The organism is Catenibacterium sp. CAG:290, assembly GCF_000437715.1.
GTDB classification, from domain to species: Bacteria; Bacillota_I; Bacilli_A; order Erysipelotrichales; family Coprobacillaceae; genus Catenibacterium; species Catenibacterium mitsuoka_A.
Map to the genome: position 1 here is coordinate 1 of NZ_FR898776.1, position 20679 is coordinate 20679.

Consider the following 20679-nt stretch of genomic DNA (forward strand, 5'->3'; position numbering starts at 1 on the left):
TTCTTGATTGCTTACGAAAAGTATCAGGCTAAACAGTCTGAGGCTGAATAATCAATCATTTCTAGGTACTTTCTAGGCGGGAAAGTACCTTTTTTATGCGTATAAGGGAGGAAAAGTTATGTTATTAGATGAACTTATAGAATCTGGAGGGAACCTTCAGAAAGGTATTGAATTAAATAAAAAACTCAGTGATGCTGAAAAATCAATCTGTCAGTATATTATCGAACATTTAGATCAGGTGCCTTATATGTCTTCAAGAGAATTAGCACGTTTGACTTATTCTAATCCAACATCTATATTGAGACTCTCTAGAAAGTTCGGTTATGCCAATTTTAATGACTTTAAATTTGATATTGTATTAAAACTACGTGATATGCATATGCCTAAAGTTGAACTTAACAAAAATGATAGTGGACTTGAATGCATTAATAAAACAGCGCAGCTTTATGATAATGTAATCGCACGCACAAAAAATAATATATCACTTGCACAATATGATGAAATTATTGATGTATTAAATAAATGTGAGGCAATTGATATTATTGCGACAGATATGAACGCAAATATTGCGCATTATGCGCAACATGTTTTGATGCCAATTGGTAAACCAGTTTATGTGTATGAAAATCAGGACTTACAGATACATGCTAGTCTAAATGTTCCATCAACTCACGTTGTTATCTTGGTCACTAAAACTGGCTTAAATGACATATTCTGGATAATGCACGTATATTATGCCGTAGAGGTATTAGAACTATCGCGATTACACCAGATGATAAAGGAACAATCTCTAAATGTGTCACATATACAATCAAGGCAGAAAGCAATGAGACATTGGTGAAATTACGAGATGTTATTTTCAGTATTTCTACTAAGTTTATCTTTGATCTATTCTTTACATCTTTATGTGCTATCAACTATGAGAATACATTGAATTCTGATGAATTTTATAATAAAACTGTTGGTTAAAACAAATAAAAAGGATTGAGCCATTGACTCAATCCTTTTGCCTTACTGAATTGTATCTAAGATATCCTTCATTTTCTTTGCTAGACCTTTAGTCTTTTCTACTGATAATGAACAGATAGCGACACGAATACCAAGATTAACCTTTACAGTAAAGATATTGTTTGCCATTAAAGCTTCATGGTACTTATCACGAGTTTCATTATCCATAGCAAGTGTAACGAAGAAACCTTCTTTATATGGATAATACTTTAATCCTACTTCATCGGCCTCAGTTGTGAAGATATCTCCTCTTTCTTTTAATAAGTGAACATATTTTAATCTTTCCTGATCATATTCTTCACCATGGTTATCTAATACATCTACAAATGTTTCCATTGCTCCATTGTTGATATTTGACCAAGTTGCACGAGCATTCTTTTCAAATACGATCTTTACCTGATTCACTGATTCTTTCTTCTGACCTAAGATGATTGCTGCACCACATCTTAAACCATAGCTTGTCATTGACTTAGATAATGAGAATGAAACAACCACAATCACATTATCGCTGATCTTGTCAAACTGACCAAAATAAGTCTTAGCTTCTTTTTGACGGCTTGAGAAATCAATATAAGCAATATCATTTAATAATACAACAGCATGAGTCTTGCTGCATTCATTTAAGAAAGTAATCACTTCATCCCATTCTTCATGAGTCAAAGAATAACCTGTAGGGTTATGACAAGGGTCATTGATAACAATCACTAACTTATTCTGCTTTTTCATTGTTTCAAGACATGTTTCCTTGAAAGAGGCAATATTGAAATGATCTCCTTCAAATAAAGAATATTTAGCCATTTCAAGATTATGCATCTGAGCCATTAATGCATAACTACCCCATGCAATTTCAGGAAGGATGACAGTCTGACCTTCATCTAAACATTCCTGAATAGTCATAGATACAGCACCAGTTCCTCCTGGAGTTGCCACTACTTCATGTTCAAGATGGCTATTACCATCGAGTACCCAATCATAAGCCTTCTGTCTAAATGTAGGGTTACCAGTAAAGCTTGCTGCATACTTTGCAAGAACCTTATTATCAAGATTCTTTAAAGAATTGAAGACACTGTCCAATGCGACAAGCTGACCTTCTTCATTATATAAAGAACCGATAGTTGCATCTACAACCTGATCAGCTCCATACTTTTCTTTCGCTTCCTTTGCTTTCGCAACAATAGTAAATACTGTATCTACTATTGGCTGCTGATTTACGCTATCTTTTACGAAATTCATACGTTATCCTCCGCTTGTTTAGTAATATAGATACTATTCTAATACGCTAATGCGTTTGAAACAAGTCAACAAAGCGATATTTCTCATTTGTTTCACAAAATCATTGTATTTTAATGTACATCATTGTACACTATGTATGGCGTTATTCTCAAATGAGAATAACGGAAAGGGGTTTGCATGAAGGATCGTTATAACCGTACAATTGATTATATGAGAATATCGATTACAGATAGATGTAACTATCATTGTGTATATTGTAATCCAGATAAATTCAAATTTCTTTCACATAATGATATTTTACGCTATGAAGAAATACTAGATATATGCAGGGTGGCAGTTAAACTAGGCATAGTAAACTTTAAGGTGACTGGTGGAGAACCAACTGTAAGAAAAGGATATCTTTCTTTTTTAAGACAGCTCAAACAGCTAGAGGGTGTGAGACAGGTAACTCTTACAACCAATGGCTTATTACTAGATGCACGTACTATGGATGAGTTAAAGGATATAGGCATTGATGGAATCAACTTCTCTATAGATACACTTGATTCAAAGAAATATGCTTCTATTTGTGGTAAAGATACACTTGATATAGTATTAAATAATCTTCTCTATGGTGTTTCTATTGGACTCAATATAAAAATCAACACAGTTGTAGGACCACTTTTTACACAAAGTGATTTAGAAAGCTTGATTGATTTTTGTGAGAATTTACCAGTGAGTCTTCGTTTTATAGAACTCATGCCACTTGGTTCAAATAAAAGAGAAAATAGAATAGAAGAAGTGCAGTCATATTTTGCATCACATTATAATATAGAAGAAATCACAGAAAGACTGGGCAATGGTCCTGCACATTATATAAGAATAAAGAATATGAAATGTGTCATTGGCTTTATTGAAGCCTTACATCATAAGTTCTGTCATGAATGTAATCGTGTGCGTTTGTCTAGTACAGGATCATTAAAATTATGCTTATTTCATAAGAATAGTATCGCATTAAAACCTTATATAGGTAATGAAATCACACTAGAAGAAGTAATGAGAGATGCCATTTATATGAAGCCAGAACAGCACCATTTCGAAGATGAACAAAGCGGTACTGTAATGAATCAAATAGGAGGGTAATATGGGATTTACACATTTTGATGAAGATGGCAACGCCATTATGGTAGATGTATCTGATAAAGAGATCACAAAAAGAACAGCTTATGCAAGAGGGACTATTCAAGTCAATCATGAGATTATTGAGCATATTAAAAATAATACAATAGAAAAAGGGGATGTCCTTGGTGTCGCAAGAATTGCCGGCATCATGGCCGCAAAAAAGACAAGCGATATGATTCCGCTTTGTCATATATTAATGATTACTAATGTCACTGTTGATTTTGAAATAGATGAAGACAACAATCAGATTCATGCCTTTGCGACAGTGAAATGTAAAGGGAAGACAGGGGTAGAAATGGAAGCATTACACGCAGTAAGTGTTACATTATTAACTATTTATGATATGTGTAAGGCAATCAGTAAAGAAATGGAAATCAAAGATATTCATTTATTAAAGAAAACAGGTGGAAAGAGCGGTGAATTCAATTGGCAGGAAAAATAGAAGCAATTTGTATTAGTGAGAAGAAGGGGACTGAAAAGAAACCTATACAAGAAACTAAAATAATAGAAGATTTTGGCTTAGAACATGATGCCCATGCAGGTAAATGGCATAGACAGGTCAGCTTATTACCTTATGAAGAAAGAGAAGACTTTAAAAGACGTGGTGGAGATGTAGAAGATGGTGCTTTTGGTGAGAACCTTCTTATTTCTGGTATTGATTTTAATAAGCTTGTTGTAGGAAGCCATGTTCATATTGGTGAAGTGGATTTAGAAATCACCCAGAGAGGTAAAAGCTGTCATGCTCATTGTCGTATTTATCACCAGGTAGGTGAATGTATTATGCCTCGACTTGGTATTTTCGCAAGAGTCATTCATGGCGGAGTAATTCATTCTGGTGATGAAGTGACTTATACACCACCTACTGATTCACGCATGCGTGTCGCAATACTCACTTTATCCGATAAAGGAAGTCAAGGATTAAGAGTGGATGAAAGTGGTCCTTCTATTAAGGAATATATGGAAGAAAGAGGTTATCATGTCACTTCTTTAGATATCCTTCCAGATAATCAGAAGATGATTGAGCAGGCTCTTATTAATCTAAGTGATCGATGTGAGAATGATTTAATTTTGACTACAGGTGGTACAGGCTTGTCACAAAGAGATGTGACACCTGAAGCGACATTAAAAGTGGCCACACGACTTGTGCCAGGTATTTCTGAAGCGATTCGTTATGAATCTATGAAATATACAAATCGTGCGATGTTATCTAGAGGTGTAAGTGTTATTAGAAACAACACGCTCATTATTAATCTTCCTGGAAGTGTCAAGGCAGTGAAGGAGAGTTTGGATATTATTATAGATCCTCTTCATCATGGCTTAGAAATCTTAAAAGGAGATGCACACGATTGTGCAAGAAGTGATGATTGATTATTCACCTATATGGATCTCATTTAAATGCGCTGCTTTTTCTATATTTATCACATTCTTTTTAGGACTCTTTGCAGCAAGATGGATGATGACACTTAAAAATAAGGTCATTCAACTTATCTTTGATGGTATCTTCACACTTCCACTTGTTTTACCACCGACAGTAATGGGCTTTTTCCTATTATTGATATTTGGAGTTAATCAGCCGATTGGTTCATTTTTCTTAAATGTATTTGGTGTGCGTATCGCCTTTAGCTTTAGTGCTACAGTGATTGCGGCAGTCGTCATCTCTTTTCCCATCATGTATCGCTCTGCAAGAGGAGCTCTTGAACAGGTGGATACAGATTTAGTAGATGCTGCAAGAACACTTGGTATGAGTGAAACAAGTATCTTCTTCAAGGTACTCGTACCTAATGCTTTGCCAGGTATTATCAGTGGGGGTGTATTATCATTTGCGAGAGGTTTGGGAGAATTTGGTGCAACAGCGATGCTGGCAGGTAATATTGTTGGAAAAACACGTACACTGCCTTTAGCTGTCTATAGTGAAGTTGTCAGCAATGATATGCATAGCGCATCTTTCTATGTTGTTGTTATTATCGCTATATGCTTTACGGCTGTAATATTACTGAATATTTATCAGTTATGGGAGAAGAAAAAGAGAGGTTATTAATATGTTTTTAGAAGTGGATATCTATAAAAAACTAAGTGAATTTGACTTAGATGTTCATTTTAAGATTGATGAAATATGCTTGGGTGTGATGGGGCCAAGTGGCAGTGGTAAAAGTATGACACTTAAATGTATTGCTGGTATAGAAACACCTGATTCAGGAAGAATTGTATTAGACGGAAGAGTACTCTATGATTCTAATCAACATATTAATTTATCACCTCAGGAAAGAAATATTGGATATATGTTTCAGAATTATGCATTATTTCCAAATATGACAGTTTATGACAATATTGCCTCACCTCTTGTAGCCCGCAGACTTGATAAGACTATAATTCATGATTCAGTGATTCGGCTGATGAAGGAGTTGCATATAGAAGGATTAGAAAAGCGTTATCCAAGACAGTTGTCAGGGGGACAGAAACAGCGTGTTGCCTTAGCTAGACTTCTTATTTATAACGCTGAGGCGATTCTTTTAGATGAACCATTCAGTGCTTTGGATGAAGATTTAAAAGGTGAACTCTTAAAAGAGATGAAGACGAAACTAGATGCTTACCATCGACCTGTTGTCTTTGTGTCCCATAATAAGGATGAAATCAAAGCTTTGAGTCATGAAATGTATATTATAAAAAATGGAGAAATGATTCATGAAAAAACTAGTTAGTATCTTATGTGTTTTTGCACTTGTATTTGGTTTGGCTGGATGTGGTCAAGAAAAGAAGCCTGAAAAGAATGTCACAATTACTATTGCGGCTGCAGCCAGTCTTGAAAAGACTTTTGAAGAAACACTTATTCCTCGTTTTGAAAAGAAATATTCAAATGTGAACGTAAAGGGTGTTTATGACAGTAGTGGTAAATTACAGATTCAGATTGAACAGGGATTAGATGCTGATGTATTCTTTAGTGCAGCCACTAAACAGATGGATAGCTTAGTTGATGAAAAACTTGTTGATTCTAAGAGTGTTGTAAATTTATTAGAAAATAAACTTGTATTAATCAAAGGGAAAGATACAAAAACTGCTGTCAAGGGTATTTCAAATATTAGTGATGCGAAGATGATTGCGATAGGTGATCCTGAAGTAGTACCTGCAGGTCAATATGCAAAAATCGCACTTACTAACGCAAATACTTGGGATGCAATCCAGAATAAGATTTCTTTAGGTGGTAATGTCACTGAAGTATTAAGCTGGGTAGAAAGTGGTAGTGCTGAAGTAGGTTTAGTTTATTCTACAGATGCAGCCAGCAGTTCTAAAGTAACAGTACTTGAAAAAGTTAACAACAATCTATTAGATACACCTGTTATTTATCCAGTAGGACGTGTAACTAAAACTAAACATAAAGAACAAGCAAATAACTTAATCAAGTTCTTACAGGCTAAAGAATCTAAAGACACATTCAAGAAGAGCGGTTTTACTATCTGTAAGTAGTAGTTAGGAGGTCTTACCTCCTTTTTTTGTAAGTATTGACACATTGGATAATAAGAAATAAACTTTAACTATTAGGAGGACAAACCATGAAACAAATCAAGACAGAAGATGCAGTAGGGGCAGTATTATGTCATGATATTACTGAAATTGTGAGAGGCGTAAGAAAAGGCGCACGCTTTAGAAAAGGTCATATCGTAAAAGAAGAAGATATTCCTGTATTGTTATCTTTAGGGAAAGAAAACCTCTATGTATGGGAAAATGATGAGACAATGATGCATGAAAATGAAGCAGCAGAAGTATTATGTAAGTTGTGTCAAAATGATTATATGTCTACAACAGAAATTAAAGAAGGTAAAATAGAATTAATAAGCACCATTGATGGCTTATTTAAAGTGAATAGAGAAAAGTTATTAGAAGTGAATCGTATGGGTGAAATGATGATTGCAACAAGAAATGGAAATACAGTTGTTCATTCTGGTGATCATCTCGCAGGTATGCGTATTATTCCTTTAGTTATAAAAAAAGAAAAGATGGAAGAAGCATCAAAAATCACTGATACACCAATACTTGAAGTAAAGCCTTTTGTATTTAAGAAAGCAGCCGTTATTACTACAGGAAGCGAAGTCTATAAGGGACGTATTAAAGATACATTTACTCCTGTTATTATTGATAAATTAAAAGAATACAATGTAGAAGTTGTATTCCATAAATTATGTCCAGATGATCCAGATATGGTGACAAGTGCTATACAAAAAGCACTTGATATGCATGTGGATATGGTGATCTGTACGGGTGGTATGAGTGTTGATCCAGATGATAAGACGCCACTTGCAATCAAGAATACAGGGGCCAATATTATTAGCTATGGTTCACCTGTTTTACCAGGTGCGATGTTCTTATTGTCATATAAGGGAGATACACCAATTGTTGGTTTACCAGGATGTGTGATGTATGCAAAAAGAACAGTTTTTGATTTAGTTCTTCCTCGACTTGTTGCCAATGATCCAATCACTGCTGATGAACTTGCAATGCTTGATGAAGGTGGTTTGTGTTTAAACTGTCCACAATGTACATTCCCAAATTGTGGCTTTGGAAAGGGCTGGTAGGATGACATATCATAATCCTGAAAAATTTGATTTTAAAGTTAGACTTTTTAATGAAGAACCCTGTTTTGGAAAAGGTGTCTCACAGTTACTACATTTATGTGATGAGTATGGCTCTTTAAGTAAGGCCTGTGAGGTTATGGGGATGTCCCATTCTAAAGCATGGAAGATATTAAAAAGAGCTGAAGAAGATCTAGATATGAAGTTATTAGAACGAGTATCTGGAGGAAGTAATGGAGGAGGAAGTGTTTTAAGCGAAGAAGGAAAGACATTATTAAAGAAATATGATGAATTCCAAAAAAGAATGAAAGACTTCGCAGAAGAAACATTTCAAGAACTATTTAATGAAGAAAGATAAATATTTGATCATTGCGTTTGATTCTACAAGCCATGCACTAGACTTAGAAGATAAAGCAAAAAATAAGATGCAGGGAAGATTAATTCCTCTTCCAAGAGAAATAGAAGCAGGTTGTGGTCTCTGTTTTGCCTCTTTAGAATTAGACCAAGAGAAATGGCATAGATTCTTAGAAGAAGAACATGTACAATATGCTTATATGAAAGAGGTGATTTTCTGATGAGCGAGAAGATTTACTGTCAGGGTGGAGGATGCAGCGCAAAGCTTGGCGCAAAGAAGCTCTCTCGTATCCTTGAGAAGATTGATAAGTATGAAGACCCAGACTTGTTAGTAGGCTTTGATAGTCATGATGATGCATCTGTATTAAAGATAACGGAAGATAAAGGAATTGTCTCTACATTGGATTTCTTTCCTCCAATGGTAGAAGATCCTTATCTTTATGGTCAGATTGCAGCCACCAATGCATTAAGTGATGTTTATGCTATGGGCGGTATTCCTAGAACGGCTTTAAATATTGTTTGTTTCCCCGATGAAGAAGATTTAAATATATTAGGAAGAATTATTGAGGGTGGCAATGATAAGTTAAAAGAAGCTCATGTCACACTATCTGGAGGGCATTCTATCAGAGATACTTCTATTAAGTATGGCTTAAGCGTAACTGGTATTGTGGATGTTGATTCTATTAAGACAAACAATAATGCCCAGACGGGAGATGTACTTATACTTACTAAGAAATTAGGTGTAGGTATGACACTCAATGCGATGCGTATGAAAGACGCTGCGCCAGAAGTATTAGATGATGTTTTTAAGAGTATGACAACACTTAATAAGTATGCTGCAGAACTACTTAAACCATATGATGTTCATGCACTGACTGATGTCACAGGTTTTGGTTTAATGGTTCATTTAAATGAGATGTTAGATCATAAAAAGAGTGCAATACTTTATGGAAACAATATTCCTTATTTTAGAGATTGTCCTTACTATGTAGATGAATTCTATTTAAGTGGGGCTGCTCAGACAAATAGAAATAGTGTAGAAAAAGAAGTTGTATTTGAAAAGGAGAATTTCTTCTTAGAAGAAATTATGTATGATCCTCAGACAAGTGGAGGATTACTTGCGAGTGTTGCGAAAAAAGACTTAGATGACATACTTGATGCATTTAAAGAAGCAGGAAGAGAATGTTATGTCATTGGAGAAGTTGTTGATTTAAAAGATAAAAGTATATATGTAGGAGAATAAAAATGAGAAAGTTAGATGCAAGAGGATTAGAATGTCCATTACCAGTTGTAAAGACTAAGGAATTATTAAAGGAAAGTAGTGAAGCTGTAGAAGTATTAGTAGATAATGAAACAGCTGTAGAAAACTTAAAGAAGTTTGCGAAAGTAAAAGGTTATAATGCCGTAAGTAGTAAAGTCAACGAAGATTATACTGTAGTCATCAGCTCAGGTGAACAGGTTGTAGAAGAAGAGAAGGCTGACAATATCTTGAAAGGACAGATTGTTGTAATAAGCAGTGATAGTTTGGGAAGTGACAAGGAATTAGGTAAAATCTTAATGAAATCTTTCATTTTTGCGCTTACTAAGCAGGATGCCTTCCCAGAAACAATTATTTTCTATAATGAAGGTGTTAAGATCACTACTCAGGAAAGTGATACAGTGAAAGATTTATTATTCTTAGATTCTGAAGGTGTAGAAATTGTGAACTGTGGAACATGCTTGGATTTCTTTAAGTTAAAAGATGATTTAAAAGTGGGCAGCATTACAAATATGTATGATATTGTAGAAAGAATGGAAAAGGCTGAAAAAGTCATCAAGCCTAACTAATATGGATAATCTTGTAGTAGTAAGAGGTGGCGGTGATATTGCGACTGGCACTATTTATAAGCTTGCCCGCTGTGGGTTTCATGTGCTTGTATTAGAGATTGCCCATCCAAGTGCGATTAGACGTAATGTTGCATACTCTGAAGCGGTGTATGATGGTCATAAGGAAGTAGAAGGTATTGAATGCGTACTGATTCATTCACTTAATGAATTAGAATCTGTATTTAAAGAAAATAAGATTGCGATGATGGTGGATCCTGAAGGGAGTTCTATTGATATCTTAAAGCCAGAAATTGTGATTGATGCGATACTTGCGAAAAAGAATATGGGTACTTCAAGAAATATGGCGCCTATCACGATAGGTTTAGGTCCTGGATTTAATGCAGGAAAAGATGTAGATATCGTGATTGAAACAATGCGAGGACATCGCTTAGGTCGCTTGATTGAAGAAGGCCCAGCAATGAAAAATACAGGGATTCCAGGACTGATTAAAGGATACGGGAAAGAACGTGTCATTCATGCAGAAGTAGAAGGTACTGTCCACCAGGTTAAGAAGATTACTGATACAGTTGAAAAAGGAGATGTGCTTGCTTATATAGAAAACAAGGAAGGACAGCATCCTGTATATGCTTCTATGTCAGGGTTACTTAGAGGTTTGATTCGTGAAGGTTATTATGTCACAAAGGGATTCAAGATGGCAGATATTGATCCTCGTTTAGATGAATATGAGAACTGCTTCACTATTTCAGATAAAGCAAGATGTATTGCAGGTGGTGTATTAGAAGCTATCTTCTATTTAAGAGGGCAGCATGATTTATCTTGATCAAGGGGCAACAAGTTTTCCTAAACTGCCCTCTGTTAAACAGGCAGTAATGGATGCACTTGACAACAATATGAATGCCCAAAGAAGTACAGGTGCTTTTAAGACGGATCGTCTTTTATATTCTACCCGTAAACTTATTGCACAGTATTTTAATCTTCCTTATTTTGATCATGTGATTTTTAATAGTGGTAATACAGAAAGCTTGAATACATGTTTAAAAGGAATCTTATCAAAAGATGATCATGTCATTACGACTTATGCGGAACATAATTCTGTCTTAAGACCACTTCGTCAAATAGGTGTTGATTTAACTGTGACAGCACCTTACAAGGAAGATATTCTTAGAGAAATAAGAGAAGACACAAAGATGATTGTGATGACGCATAGTTCTAATGTGACAGGAGAACTCTATGATATAGATGCCATTGGTCAAATAGCCTATGAACATCATATCCTATTTGTGGTTGATAGTGCACAAAGTGCAGGTCATATCTCTATTGATATGCAGAAATCTCATATTGACTTGCTTACTTTTAGTGGTCATAAGGCATTATTAGGAATGAGCGGGGTAGGAGGAATCTGTGTCAATACAGATATATTCATTCATCCACTTAAGACAGGTGGAACAGGCATTGATTCCTTTAATAAAAACCAGCCGGATAGTTATCCAGAACACTTAGAAGCAGGTACTTTGAATATACCAGGTATTGCCTCTTTAAATGCAGGTATGACTTATTTATTAGAACATCAAAAAGAAATAGAAGAAAAAGAAAAACAGCTTTTTGATGCTTTATACGAGGGCATGAAACGTATTAACGGAATCTCGTTTTATTGTGATTATGATACCTGTAGCCATACACCTATCATTGCCTTTAATCTTGAAGATTATGATTCATCTAAGATCAGTGATGTCTTAAGTTATAAATATGATATCATTACACGATGTGGTGCCCATTGTGCACCACTGATGCATACACATCTTAATACAGTAGAAAGAGGTATTGTACGCTTCAGCTTATCATTTATGAATAGTATGGAAGAAGTCAATACTGTCATTGATGTCTTAAAGGAGATGACTGAAGAATGATCATTAGTATTATTGGGTCAGGTGGAAAAACAACACGTATGAAGCAATTACTTCATCAATATAAAGAAAAAGGAAAAACAGTTCTTATGACGACTTCTACACATATGCGTATAGAAGAAGATACTTTAGTTGATCCTACTTATGAAGAAATTCATGAAGAAATAAAAAACAAAGGCTATGCCTTTGCGGGAAATCGTTTTGATGAATATAAGATCAAGGCTTTAGATCAGGATTTACTCAATCAATTAAAAAAAGAAGTAGATGTTATTTTAATTGAAGCAGATGGTTCAAGAGGATTCCCTCTTAAAGTACCAGCTGATTATGAACCTGTTATTGATGAAGATACTGATGAAATTATTTTGATTACTTCTATGAAAGGATTAGGAAAACGAGTCAAGGATGTTGTACATCGTTATGAATTATTAGACCTTGATCCAGAGAAAATAGTAGATGGTGCGCTTATTCAATATCTTGTGAGATATTATTTAAAGAGATATCCTGATGCAGTTATTGAAGTCAAGCAACCTGAAGGGCTTTATCAAAGAGCTTTGGCTTCTTTAATAGAACACAACGTAGATGTGACATGTATACAAGAAGAGTGGTTCATGCCCCAGCCAAAATTAGTATTATTAGGTGCTGGACATGTCTCACAATATGTAGAAAAAACAGCGCACTTATTAGATTTCTATACAATAGTCATTGATAATCGTGAAGAATTTGCGAATAAAAATATTTTTACAGAAGCCCAGGAAGTGCATTGTGTCAATTATGAGGAAGCAGAACAGTATTTTCCAAAAGAAGAGAATACATGTTATGTTATTGTGACAAGAGGACATAAGGACGATAAGGTCTGTCTTAAAAAGGCACTCGATCAAAAAGCTCTTTATGTTGGAATGATTGGAAGTAAGGGTAAAGTAAAAAAAACTATGGATGCCTTAATAGAAGAAGGTTATGACGAATCTTTATTAAAACAAGTTCATGCACCTATTGGTCTTCCAATCAATTCACAAACACCTGCAGAAATTGCGATTAGTATTATGGCTGAAATTATCCAGATTAAAAATACGCATCAATACTCTACAATGACAAATGATCTCTATCATACCAAAGAGAAAGGAACTCTTTGTATCATTACATTCAAAGAAGGGTCTGCCCCCCGCGGTGTAGGAAGCATGATGCTTGTCACAGATGAAAAAATCATTGAGACAATTGGTGGAGGACGTGTCGAATACCAGGCAATATGTGACGCTAGAAATGAAGAAGGTATACGTTCTCATCACTATGAATTAAGTAATAAAGAAGGTGCAACACTAGGTATGATCTGTGGTGGTCGTAACGATGTGTTATTTATTCCATTAAAGTAGAAAGCGTGCAGGGCTGATCAGTCTGCATGATAACGCAATCTGATTGTATATCATCATAAAGTAATATACGATTATTAGGAAAAATATAGCGTTGAATACGTGACTGATCAAAATCCACAATTCCATTTTCAATAAAAGAAGGATGAAGTGTATTTTCTATAGAATGACATATTCTAAGGAAAATATCGCCTGATTCTTCTTTTTTAATTTTATAAACGAATAAATAAGATCTCATAATTATCACCTCTTCTCATATTTTATACTATTTTGAATTAAAATGCGTTATGTACCCTTTCGATAACACCTTATACAAGGGGTTAATATAAAATACACGAAAAATGTTTATTATTATAGATGATGTATTATGTTATGATGTTAAAAAGGAGTTGAGAAGAATGCTTACAATTAAGGATGTATGTAAACAATATCATACAGGTGAACTCACTCAGACAGCTCTTGATCATGTGTCTTTATGTTTAAGAGATAATGAATTTGTCGCAATATTAGGACCATCTGGGTCAGGAAAAACAACTTTATTAAATGTGATTGGTGGCTTAGATCAATATGATTCAGGAGATCTTATTATCAATGGTATTTCCACAAAACAATATAAGGATAAGGACTGGGATTCTTATCGAAATCATACAATAGGTTTTATTTTTCAAAGCTATAATTTAATTCCACATCAGACCATTCTTGCGAATGTAGAACTCGCCCTCACAATTTCGGGTGTTTCTAGAGAAGAAAGAACACGTCGTGCACAAGAGGCACTTAGTCAGGTAGGACTTAAAGAACAGTCTCATAAGCTTCCAAATCAGTTATCCGGTGGACAGATGCAAAGAGTGGCTATTGCCCGTGCATTAGTGAATAATCCTGATATTTTACTTGCGGATGAACCAACAGGGGCACTCGATAGTGAAACAAGTATACAGGTTATGGATTTACTTAAACAGGTTGCGAAAGAAAAACTTGTAGTCATGGTCACTCATAATCCAGAACTTGCACATATGTATGCCAATCGTATTGTAACTCTTAAGGATGGTGTGATAGTCTCTGATTCTAACCCAGTATCTTTTAAAGAAGAAAAGCCTGTTCATAAAAATCTGGGTAAGACATCTATGAACTTCCTAACCGCATTAATGCTTAGCTTTAATAACCTTAAAACGAAAAAAGCGCGTACAATATTGACATCATTTGCTGGCTCTATTGGTATTATTGGAATTGCGCTTATTCTTTCTATTTCTACTGGTGTGAATGCCTATATCTCATCCATTGAAAAAGAGACGTTATCAGAATATCCTCTTTCTATTCAATCTACAGGAATTGATATGAGTGCGATGATGGGCGAACCAGTCAAGAAAAACAACAGTGAAGTCAAGGTTGTGGATATGATGGAGAATATGTTCTCTAAGATCGGTTCTAATGATTTGAAGAACTTAAAAGCATATATAGAGGAACATAAAGAAATTAATAACTATGCCCGTGCTGTAGAATATGATTATGGTATCTTGCCACAGATTTATGCAAATGATCAATATGGAATCAGACAAGTGAATCCTGATGCCACAATGAAAAAACTTGGTATGGGAACAAGCAGTAATTCTATGATGAGTAGTATGATGAATACGAATGTTTTCTATTCTCTTCCATCTCATGCCTCTTTATATGATGATCAATATGATGTAAAAGCAGGTCACTGGCCTAAAAATAAAAATGAATGTGTATTGGTACTCTCTAAAAAAGGTGGTATCAGTGATTTTATGCTGTATACATTAGGTTTAAGAGACCCAGCACAATTAGATCAGATGTTAAAAGCTTTTAGTGAAGAGAAAAGTGTTAAAATCACAACAGGCAAACAAGGTTATCGTTATAATGATCTATTAGGTATTACTTTTAAAGTAGTGAATGCATCCTCTTATTATCAATATGATGATACATATAAGGTATATAAAGATAAAAGTAATGATACAAGCTATATCAATTCACTTGTACAAAATGGTAGTGATTTAAAGATTGTTGGTGTTGTACAGCCTAAAGAATCGACTAATGCTTCTATGCTTGCTATGGGTATTTATTATCCTTACTCACTTGCCACTTCTATTATTAAAGATGCGAGTAATAGCCAGATAGTGAAAGCACAGCTAGAAAATAAAAATATAAATGTGATTACTGGACAATCTTTTAATGATCAGTCTCAAAAGACATTTGATTTATCATCTATGTTTCAAGTAGACAACAATGCTTTAAAGAATGCATTTCAGTTTGATACAAGCAAGATAAATATATCTATGCCACAAATGGATATGTCTAGTATTTTAAGTCAGATAAAAATTGACATATCTCAAAGTGATGTATCATTGTTTATGTCTACAATCTCATCTGGCTATAATGATTATTTAAAGGAACATCCTTTAAAAGAAGCAGAAAATTTAAATGAGGTGGTTCAAAAATATCTTCAAACCAAAAGAGCATCAGATATCATTAAGAAAGGTTTTGATGATGCAATTAAAGAAAATGGTGAAATAAAGATTACTGAAGAACAGATGCAGAAGATTATGAAGAATGTCGCGGATGACTTTAGTGATTATGCAAAAGAAGATATCAATTCATTTACACTAGGATTACAGAGTAGTATGATGAACTATCTCAATTCACAGGATTCTAAGCAGGTTATCAATCAATTTATTAATAAAGTGATCAAGGATAATCATCTTGATGCCCAATTAAATACAATTATGTCAGGTTACATGCAGACTGTCACAAAACAGATGTCCACATCTCTTTCTCAGGCATTTACTTTTAATCCAGATGTCTTTAAACAGGCTATTAAAATGAATAGAGATGGTGCGGATATGACTGAACTTTTAAAATCAATGATGAATACAGAGCAGTCAAACTATGATAATAATATGAAAAAATTTGGTTATTGCAGCTTTGATGATCCAAGTAGTATTAGTATTTATCCTCAGGACTTTGAAAAGAAGCAGTCCGTTCTTGATTATTTAGACCATTATAATGAGAAGATGAAAAAGATAGATGAAGACAAAGTGATTACTTATACAGATGTTGTAGGTACACTTATGTCTTCTGTGACTGATATTGTCGATGTTATCAGTTATGTATTGATTGCCTTTGTTGGTATTTCACTTGTAGTTTCTTCAATTATGATTGGTGTAATTACTTATATTAGTGTTTTAGAAAGAAAAAAGGAAATTGGTATATTACGTGCAATAGGTGCTTCTAAGCATAATATTTCACAGGTATTTAATGCAGAAACATTTATTATCGGTTTATTATCAGGACTTATGGGTATTGGTATTACCTTGCTTCTATTGATTCCAACTAATATAATTATACATAACGTATCCAATCAGACCTCTATCAATGCGATGCTGCCAGTAAGTGGCGCAGTTGTTCTTATATTATTAAGTATTGGTCTTACATTACTTGGTGGATTAATTCCATCACGTAAAGCTGCAAAAGAGGATCCTGTCAAAGCATTGCGTACAGATTAAAGGAGTAAATGATGTCAAAGAACGTTATTGAAGAAATCTATTCATTCTATGATTATTTCTTTGATTCAGAAAAAATACAAAAATATATCATGTATCAGACAAGTGAAACTTCTGTATTTTGTTTTTATAATGCCGTTGTTCTCATATGATTGCCATTGCAGTAATAGAAATACTCTATCTTTGAAGGAAGAGGCACATTAAAAGAGCGCTAAGCATGAAGATTTGATTGCAGGAGATAAGATATAAGGTATGCAGATGATGTATACCTTTTTATTTATCACAAACAATAATAAAAGTATTGAAAACAATAATACAATGAGTATAATGAAGTTGAAAAGGAGAGACAAGTATGAGAAACAGAATTACAATATTAAAAGAGAAGATGCTTGATGAAAAACGTTATGCATCTATTGAACAAGCGCGTATCATAACACGTATTTATAAAGAGAATGAAACTCTTTCTGTTCCAATGAAACGTGCCCTCTCTTTAAAAGCAGCATTAGAAGAAATTGAAATTGGTGTTGAAAAAGAAGAATTAATTGTAGGTAATCGTACAAAAGGTGTACGTGCAGGTGTTGTATTTCCTGAAAGTGGCTGTTCATGGGTTGATAGAGAATTTGAAACACTTCCTACCCGTCCTCAGGATCAGTTTGAAGTGAGGAGTGAGGATATTAAAGAATTTAGAGAAACCATATATCCATACTGGAAAGGACATTCTATGGAGGATGTCATTAGAACACGTTATGGCAAAGAAATTGATCATATCAGTAAAGTAGTAAAGATCAATCAGAAAGACCACGCACAGGGTCATATCTGTCCTGATTCTGCTTTATGGTTGAAATATGGACCTCAAGGATTGTTAGATAAGATCAATGATAAACAAGAAACAGAATTCTATACATGCACAAAACTTGTATTAGAAGGGGCTATCACTTTCATGAAGAGATATCATGACTATATTATCTCTATGCCTGATTATCATGAGAGTGATGATTTAAAGCGTGTTGCAGATAACTGCCTCTCTTTATCTCAAAGACCTCCAAAAACATTCCATGAAGCCGTACAGTCTTTATGGTTCTTGTTTGTAATATTACATATGGAATCCAATGCATCTTCATTCTCACCAGGGCGTATGGATCAGTATCTTTACCCATATTATGAACATGACTTAAAAGAAGGACTTATTAGTAAAGATGATGCATTAGAGATATTAGAATGTCTTTGGTTGAAGTTTAATCAGATTGTTTATCTTCGTAACAGTAATTCAGCGAAATACTTTGCGGGATTCCCGATTGGGTTTAATATTGCGGTAGGTGGCTTGGATGAAAAAGGACATGATACATATAATGATTTATCCATGCTTTGTCTAGAAGCACAGAAGGAATTATGTCTTCCTCAGCCTAATTTATCAGTAAGACTTAACAAGAATACATCACATGAACTCATGCAGAAGGCGATTGAAGTTGTGGCATTAGGTAGTGGTATGCCACAGTTCTTTAACGATGAAGCGATTATTCCTGCGATGGAAAGACTTGGTATCAGTCATGAGGATGCTTTAAATTATGCGATTGTCGGATGCGTAGAACTTACAACCCATGGTAATAACCTAGGCTGGAGTGATGCGGCTATGTTCAACCTCAATAAGGCACTAGAACTTACTTTAAATAATGGTAAATGTTTGTTGACGGGACAGAAACTTGGTCTGGATATGGGATCACTAGAAACATATCAGACATATGAACAGTTAGAAAAAGCTTTCAAGATTCAGATTGATTACTTTATTGAAATGATGATGAAAGCAGAAGAAGTTGTAGAAAGAGTACATCAGGAATGTTTACCAACTGCCTTCTTATCATGTGTCATTGATGACTGTTTAGAAAAAGGCGTGGATGTTACAAGAGGTGGCGCCAAGTATAATTTATCTGGTATCCAGATGATTCAGATTGCGAACCTTGCAGACTCACTTGCAGCTATTAAGAAGTTAGTCTATGAAGACCATCTCTTAGATTCAAAAGAACTGCTTACAGCTTTACAGGATGACTTTAAAGGGCACGAAATCACACAAGCCATGCTTTTGAATAAAGTACCTAAATATGGTAATGATATTGCCTGGGTAGATGAATGTGGTGCTAAATGGGCACGTTACTTTAGAAATAAGATGAAAGAGTATAAGAATTATCGTGGTGGTCCTATTCATACAGGTATGTATACTGTTTCAGCTCATGTTCCTATGGGTGAAAATGTAGGAGCATCTCCAGATGGTAGAAACGCTTATACCCCTCTTGCAGATGGTGGTATGTCCCCTGTTTATGGTAGAGACTTAGCAGGACCTACAGCTGTCTTAAAATCTGTCTCCAAACTAGATGATGACCTCACAACCAATGGAGGATTACTCAATATGAAGTTCTTACCAGACTTCTTTAAAACAGAAACAGGACGTATGAAGTTTGAAAACTTCCTTCGTGCTTTTGTGGACTTGCATGTACCTCATATTCAGTTCAATGTCGTCAATAAGAAAGATTTATTAGATGCGAAAGTTCATCCTGAAAGACATCGTTCACTTACAATCCGTGTTGCTGGCTATACAGCTTACTTTGTAGAACTAGCAGGTAAATTACAGGATGAAATTATTGCGAGAACAACCTATGACAACATCTAAATATCTTGTATTTGATATCAAAAGATTTGCGGTACATGATGGTGAAGGATTACGTACAACAATCTTCTTTAAAGGATGTCCTTTAAGATGCAGATGGTGTCAGAATCCTGAAGGACTTTTGCCACAAAGAAAGCCTATTTACTTAGAAAACAAGTGTATGCATTGCCGAAACTGTGAGAAGCACGGAGCAGGTAAAATAGTCTATCAAGATAGACCTGTATTTATAGAAGATGATTTGGATGAAGTCTTCAAGTATTGTCCTACTGATGCGATTCAGTATGATAGCTCTTATTATAGCTTAGAAGAACTTGTAGATAAGATGATGGAAGATGAAGTTTTCTTTAAATATGGTGGAGGTGTGACAGTTTCTGGCGGAGAACCCTTTATGCAGCAGGAAAAACTGATACAATTATTAAAGGAGCTTCACACAAGAGTACATACAGCCATTGAAACTTCACTTTATACTTCACTAGATTTAGTGAAGCAGGCAGCACCTTACCTTGATCAGATCTATTGCGATTTAAAGATAGAAGATGACAAAGCACATATAGAAGCAACTGGTGTATCAAATGCAATTATTAAAGAAAATCTAGCTTATTTACTCACAAGTGAGCATAAAGATAAAGTGACTGTAAGAACACCACTTATTCCTGGGTATACAAGTGATGATGATAATATTAAGAGTATTGCCTCTTATCTTTATAGTTTATATCCAGACGTACGTTATGAATTATTAAATTATAATCCTCTTGCATCCGCAAAATATGATTTAACTGAATTTGAATATGGTGTCAAAGAGGATCAGAAGGCCTATAGCCAGGAACAATTAAGCCATTACTATCAGATTGTATCTGATAGTGGAATAAAAAATATAATCAAGGGAGATTAAAAAAATGGAATTTATTATTGATACTGTAGATTTAGAAGAAATTAGAGATGCAGTGGATCACTTACCAATCGTAGGTGTCACTAGTAACCCAAGTATTGTTAAGAAGACTAGTCCAAAGGATTTCTTTGGATATATGAGAGAAATCAGAAAAATCATTGGGAATGAACGTTCTTTACATATTCAGGTTATTGCGACAG

Annotated in this window: 23 protein-coding genes; 21 read left to right on the forward strand and 2 right to left on the reverse strand. The window is 34.6% G+C overall.

Features of this window, described 5'->3' with window-relative positions:
* Nucleotides 1-118 precede the first annotated feature (118 nt).
* Nucleotides 119-841, forward strand: coding sequence for a MurR/RpiR family transcriptional regulator (locus QVO42_RS02205; protein WP_022424556.1), 723 nt, complete (start codon nt 119-121; stop codon nt 839-841).
* Complete coding sequence (locus tag QVO42_RS02210) at nt 838-969, forward strand: hypothetical protein (RefSeq protein ID WP_288163609.1); 132 nt, start codon at nt 838-840, stop codon at nt 967-969. The genes QVO42_RS02205 and QVO42_RS02210 overlap by 4 nt, the downstream gene beginning before the upstream one ends.
* A 42-nt stretch (nt 970-1011) precedes the next feature.
* Here the strand turns inward: QVO42_RS02210 and QVO42_RS02215 are convergent, their stop codons facing one another.
* Nucleotides 1012-2241, reverse strand: coding sequence for an aminotransferase class I/II-fold pyridoxal phosphate-dependent enzyme (locus QVO42_RS02215; protein ID WP_022424557.1), 1230 nt, complete (start codon nt 2239-2241; stop codon nt 1012-1014).
* Between the two features lie 177 nt (nt 2242-2418).
* On the opposite strand from QVO42_RS02215, the gene moaA reads away from it, so the two are divergent.
* The 14 genes from moaA (at nt 2419) to yqeC (ending at nt 13419) form a co-directional block, all read left to right on the forward strand.
* Nucleotides 2419-3363, forward strand: a complete 945-nt coding sequence (moaA, locus tag QVO42_RS02220; RefSeq protein ID WP_022424558.1) for a GTP 3',8-cyclase MoaA — start codon at nt 2419-2421, stop codon at nt 3361-3363.
* Nucleotide 3364: 1 nt separating this feature from the next.
* Complete coding sequence (moaC, locus tag QVO42_RS02225; RefSeq protein ID WP_006504400.1) at nt 3365-3844, forward strand: cyclic pyranopterin monophosphate synthase MoaC; 480 nt, start codon at nt 3365-3367, stop codon at nt 3842-3844.
* The gene (locus QVO42_RS02230) at nt 3829-4770 is read left to right on the forward strand and encodes an MOSC domain-containing protein (protein WP_022424559.1); all 942 of its coding nucleotides are present in this window, start codon (nt 3829-3831) and stop codon (nt 4768-4770) included. The genes moaC and QVO42_RS02230 overlap by 16 nt, the downstream gene beginning before the upstream one ends.
* Nucleotides 4751-5440, forward strand: coding sequence for a molybdate ABC transporter permease subunit (modB, locus tag QVO42_RS02235; protein ID WP_022424560.1), 690 nt, complete (start codon nt 4751-4753; stop codon nt 5438-5440). The genes QVO42_RS02230 and modB overlap by 20 nt, the downstream gene beginning before the upstream one ends.
* A gap of 1 nt (nt 5441) precedes the next feature.
* Nucleotides 5442-6101, forward strand: coding sequence for a sulfate/molybdate ABC transporter ATP-binding protein (locus QVO42_RS02240; RefSeq protein ID WP_022424561.1), 660 nt, complete (start codon nt 5442-5444; stop codon nt 6099-6101).
* The gene (gene modA, locus QVO42_RS02245; protein WP_022424562.1) at nt 6085-6864 is read left to right on the forward strand and encodes a molybdate ABC transporter substrate-binding protein; all 780 of its coding nucleotides are present in this window, start codon (nt 6085-6087) and stop codon (nt 6862-6864) included. Before QVO42_RS02240 ends, modA begins: the two co-directional genes overlap by 17 nt.
* An 86-nt stretch (nt 6865-6950) precedes the next feature.
* Nucleotides 6951-7970, forward strand: coding sequence for a molybdopterin-binding protein (locus QVO42_RS02250; RefSeq protein ID WP_022424563.1), 1020 nt, complete (start codon nt 6951-6953; stop codon nt 7968-7970).
* Between the two features lies 1 nt (nt 7971).
* Complete coding sequence (locus tag QVO42_RS02255; RefSeq protein WP_022424564.1) at nt 7972-8325, forward strand: winged helix-turn-helix domain-containing protein; 354 nt, start codon at nt 7972-7974, stop codon at nt 8323-8325.
* Nucleotides 8312-8542: a putative Se/S carrier protein gene (locus QVO42_RS02260; RefSeq protein ID WP_006504393.1), complete on the forward strand. Its 231-nt coding sequence runs from the start codon at nt 8312-8314 to the stop codon at nt 8540-8542. Before QVO42_RS02255 ends, QVO42_RS02260 begins: the two co-directional genes overlap by 14 nt.
* On the forward strand, nt 8542-9564 hold the full coding sequence (gene selD / locus QVO42_RS02265) for a selenide, water dikinase SelD (RefSeq protein ID WP_022424565.1): 1023 nt from the start codon (nt 8542-8544) through the stop codon (nt 9562-9564). The genes QVO42_RS02260 and selD overlap by 1 nt, the downstream gene beginning before the upstream one ends.
* A 2-nt stretch (nt 9565-9566) precedes the next feature.
* Nucleotides 9567-10148, forward strand: a complete 582-nt coding sequence (gene yedF, locus QVO42_RS02270; protein WP_022424566.1) for a sulfurtransferase-like selenium metabolism protein YedF — start codon at nt 9567-9569, stop codon at nt 10146-10148.
* 1 nt (nt 10149) lies between these two features.
* Nucleotides 10150-10968 (forward strand): selenium-dependent molybdenum cofactor biosynthesis protein YqeB, encoded by an 819-nt coding sequence (gene yqeB, locus QVO42_RS02275; protein ID WP_022424567.1) that lies wholly within the window; start codon nt 10150-10152, stop codon nt 10966-10968.
* Nucleotides 10955-12055 carry an aminotransferase class V-fold PLP-dependent enzyme gene (locus QVO42_RS02280; RefSeq protein ID WP_022424568.1) on the forward strand — a complete coding sequence of 367 codons (1101 nt, stop codon included), beginning with the start codon at nt 10955-10957 and terminating at the stop codon, nt 12053-12055. Before yqeB ends, QVO42_RS02280 begins: the two co-directional genes overlap by 14 nt.
* Nucleotides 12052-13419, forward strand: a complete 1368-nt coding sequence (gene yqeC / locus QVO42_RS02285) for a selenium cofactor biosynthesis protein YqeC (RefSeq protein ID WP_022424569.1) — start codon at nt 12052-12054, stop codon at nt 13417-13419. The genes QVO42_RS02280 and yqeC overlap by 4 nt, the downstream gene beginning before the upstream one ends.
* Here yqeC and QVO42_RS02290 read toward each other — a convergent pair.
* Nucleotides 13403-13654 carry a hypothetical protein gene (locus tag QVO42_RS02290; RefSeq protein ID WP_022424570.1) on the reverse strand — a complete coding sequence of 84 codons (252 nt, stop codon included), beginning with the start codon at nt 13652-13654 and terminating at the stop codon, nt 13403-13405. The genes yqeC and QVO42_RS02290 overlap by 17 nt on opposite strands.
* 160 nt (nt 13655-13814) lie before the next feature.
* Here QVO42_RS02290 and QVO42_RS02295 point away from each other — a divergent pair, with 160 nt between their 5' ends.
* From QVO42_RS02295 to QVO42_RS02315, 5 genes are all read left to right on the forward strand, one after another.
* Nucleotides 13815-16934, forward strand: a complete 3120-nt coding sequence (locus QVO42_RS02295) for an ABC transporter ATP-binding protein/permease (protein ID WP_022424571.1) — start codon at nt 13815-13817, stop codon at nt 16932-16934.
* Nucleotides 16935-16945: 11 nt separating this feature from the next.
* A complete protein-coding gene (locus tag QVO42_RS02300; RefSeq protein ID WP_022424572.1) occupies nt 16946-17083 on the forward strand; it encodes a hypothetical protein in 138 nt (45 codons plus the stop codon).
* A 200-nt stretch (nt 17084-17283) separates the two neighbouring features.
* Entirely contained in the window at nt 17284-19593 is a 2310-nt protein-coding gene (locus QVO42_RS02305) for a glycyl radical protein (protein WP_022424573.1), read from the forward strand.
* Nucleotides 19580-20482, forward strand: a complete 903-nt coding sequence (locus QVO42_RS02310) for a glycyl-radical enzyme activating protein (protein WP_022424574.1) — start codon at nt 19580-19582, stop codon at nt 20480-20482. The genes QVO42_RS02305 and QVO42_RS02310 overlap by 14 nt, the downstream gene beginning before the upstream one ends.
* Nucleotides 20483-20486: 4 nt before the next feature.
* A partial coding sequence (locus tag QVO42_RS02315; protein WP_288163621.1) for a transaldolase family protein occupies nt 20487-20679 on the forward strand: 193 nt, incomplete at its 3' end.

Excerpts from the sequence above, each read along its gene's own strand:
- QVO42_RS02205 (WP_022424556.1), top strand. The coding sequence starts at position 119 with ATGTTATTAGATGAACTTATAGAATCTGGAGGGAACCTTCAGAAAGGT.
- QVO42_RS02215 (WP_022424557.1), bottom strand. The coding sequence starts at position 2,241 with ATGAATTTCGTAAAAGATAGCGTAAATCAGCAGCCAATAGTAGATACA.
- moaA (WP_022424558.1), top strand. The coding sequence starts at position 2,419 with ATGAAGGATCGTTATAACCGTACAATTGATTATATGAGAATATCGATT.
- moaC (WP_006504400.1), top strand. The coding sequence starts at position 3,365 with ATGGGATTTACACATTTTGATGAAGATGGCAACGCCATTATGGTAGAT.
- QVO42_RS02240 (WP_022424561.1), top strand. The coding sequence starts at position 5,442 with ATGTTTTTAGAAGTGGATATCTATAAAAAACTAAGTGAATTTGACTTA.
- modA (WP_022424562.1), top strand. The coding sequence starts at position 6,085 with ATGAAAAAACTAGTTAGTATCTTATGTGTTTTTGCACTTGTATTTGGT.
- QVO42_RS02250 (WP_022424563.1), top strand. The coding sequence starts at position 6,951 with ATGAAACAAATCAAGACAGAAGATGCAGTAGGGGCAGTATTATGTCAT.
- QVO42_RS02255 (WP_022424564.1), top strand. The coding sequence starts at position 7,972 with ATGACATATCATAATCCTGAAAAATTTGATTTTAAAGTTAGACTTTTT.
- QVO42_RS02260 (WP_006504393.1), top strand. The coding sequence starts at position 8,312 with ATGAAGAAAGATAAATATTTGATCATTGCGTTTGATTCTACAAGCCAT.
- selD (WP_022424565.1), top strand. The coding sequence starts at position 8,542 with ATGAGCGAGAAGATTTACTGTCAGGGTGGAGGATGCAGCGCAAAGCTT.
- yedF (WP_022424566.1), top strand. The coding sequence starts at position 9,567 with ATGAGAAAGTTAGATGCAAGAGGATTAGAATGTCCATTACCAGTTGTA.
- yqeB (WP_022424567.1), top strand. The coding sequence starts at position 10,150 with ATGGATAATCTTGTAGTAGTAAGAGGTGGCGGTGATATTGCGACTGGC.
- QVO42_RS02280 (WP_022424568.1), top strand. The coding sequence starts at position 10,955 with ATGATTTATCTTGATCAAGGGGCAACAAGTTTTCCTAAACTGCCCTCT.
- yqeC (WP_022424569.1), top strand. The coding sequence starts at position 12,052 with ATGATCATTAGTATTATTGGGTCAGGTGGAAAAACAACACGTATGAAG.
- QVO42_RS02290 (WP_022424570.1), bottom strand. The coding sequence starts at position 13,654 with ATGAGATCTTATTTATTCGTTTATAAAATTAAAAAAGAAGAATCAGGC.
- QVO42_RS02295 (WP_022424571.1), top strand. The coding sequence starts at position 13,815 with ATGCTTACAATTAAGGATGTATGTAAACAATATCATACAGGTGAACTC.
- QVO42_RS02300 (WP_022424572.1), top strand. The coding sequence starts at position 16,946 with ATGTCAAAGAACGTTATTGAAGAAATCTATTCATTCTATGATTATTTC.
- QVO42_RS02305 (WP_022424573.1), top strand. The coding sequence starts at position 17,284 with ATGAGAAACAGAATTACAATATTAAAAGAGAAGATGCTTGATGAAAAA.
- QVO42_RS02310 (WP_022424574.1), top strand. The coding sequence starts at position 19,580 with ATGACAACATCTAAATATCTTGTATTTGATATCAAAAGATTTGCGGTA.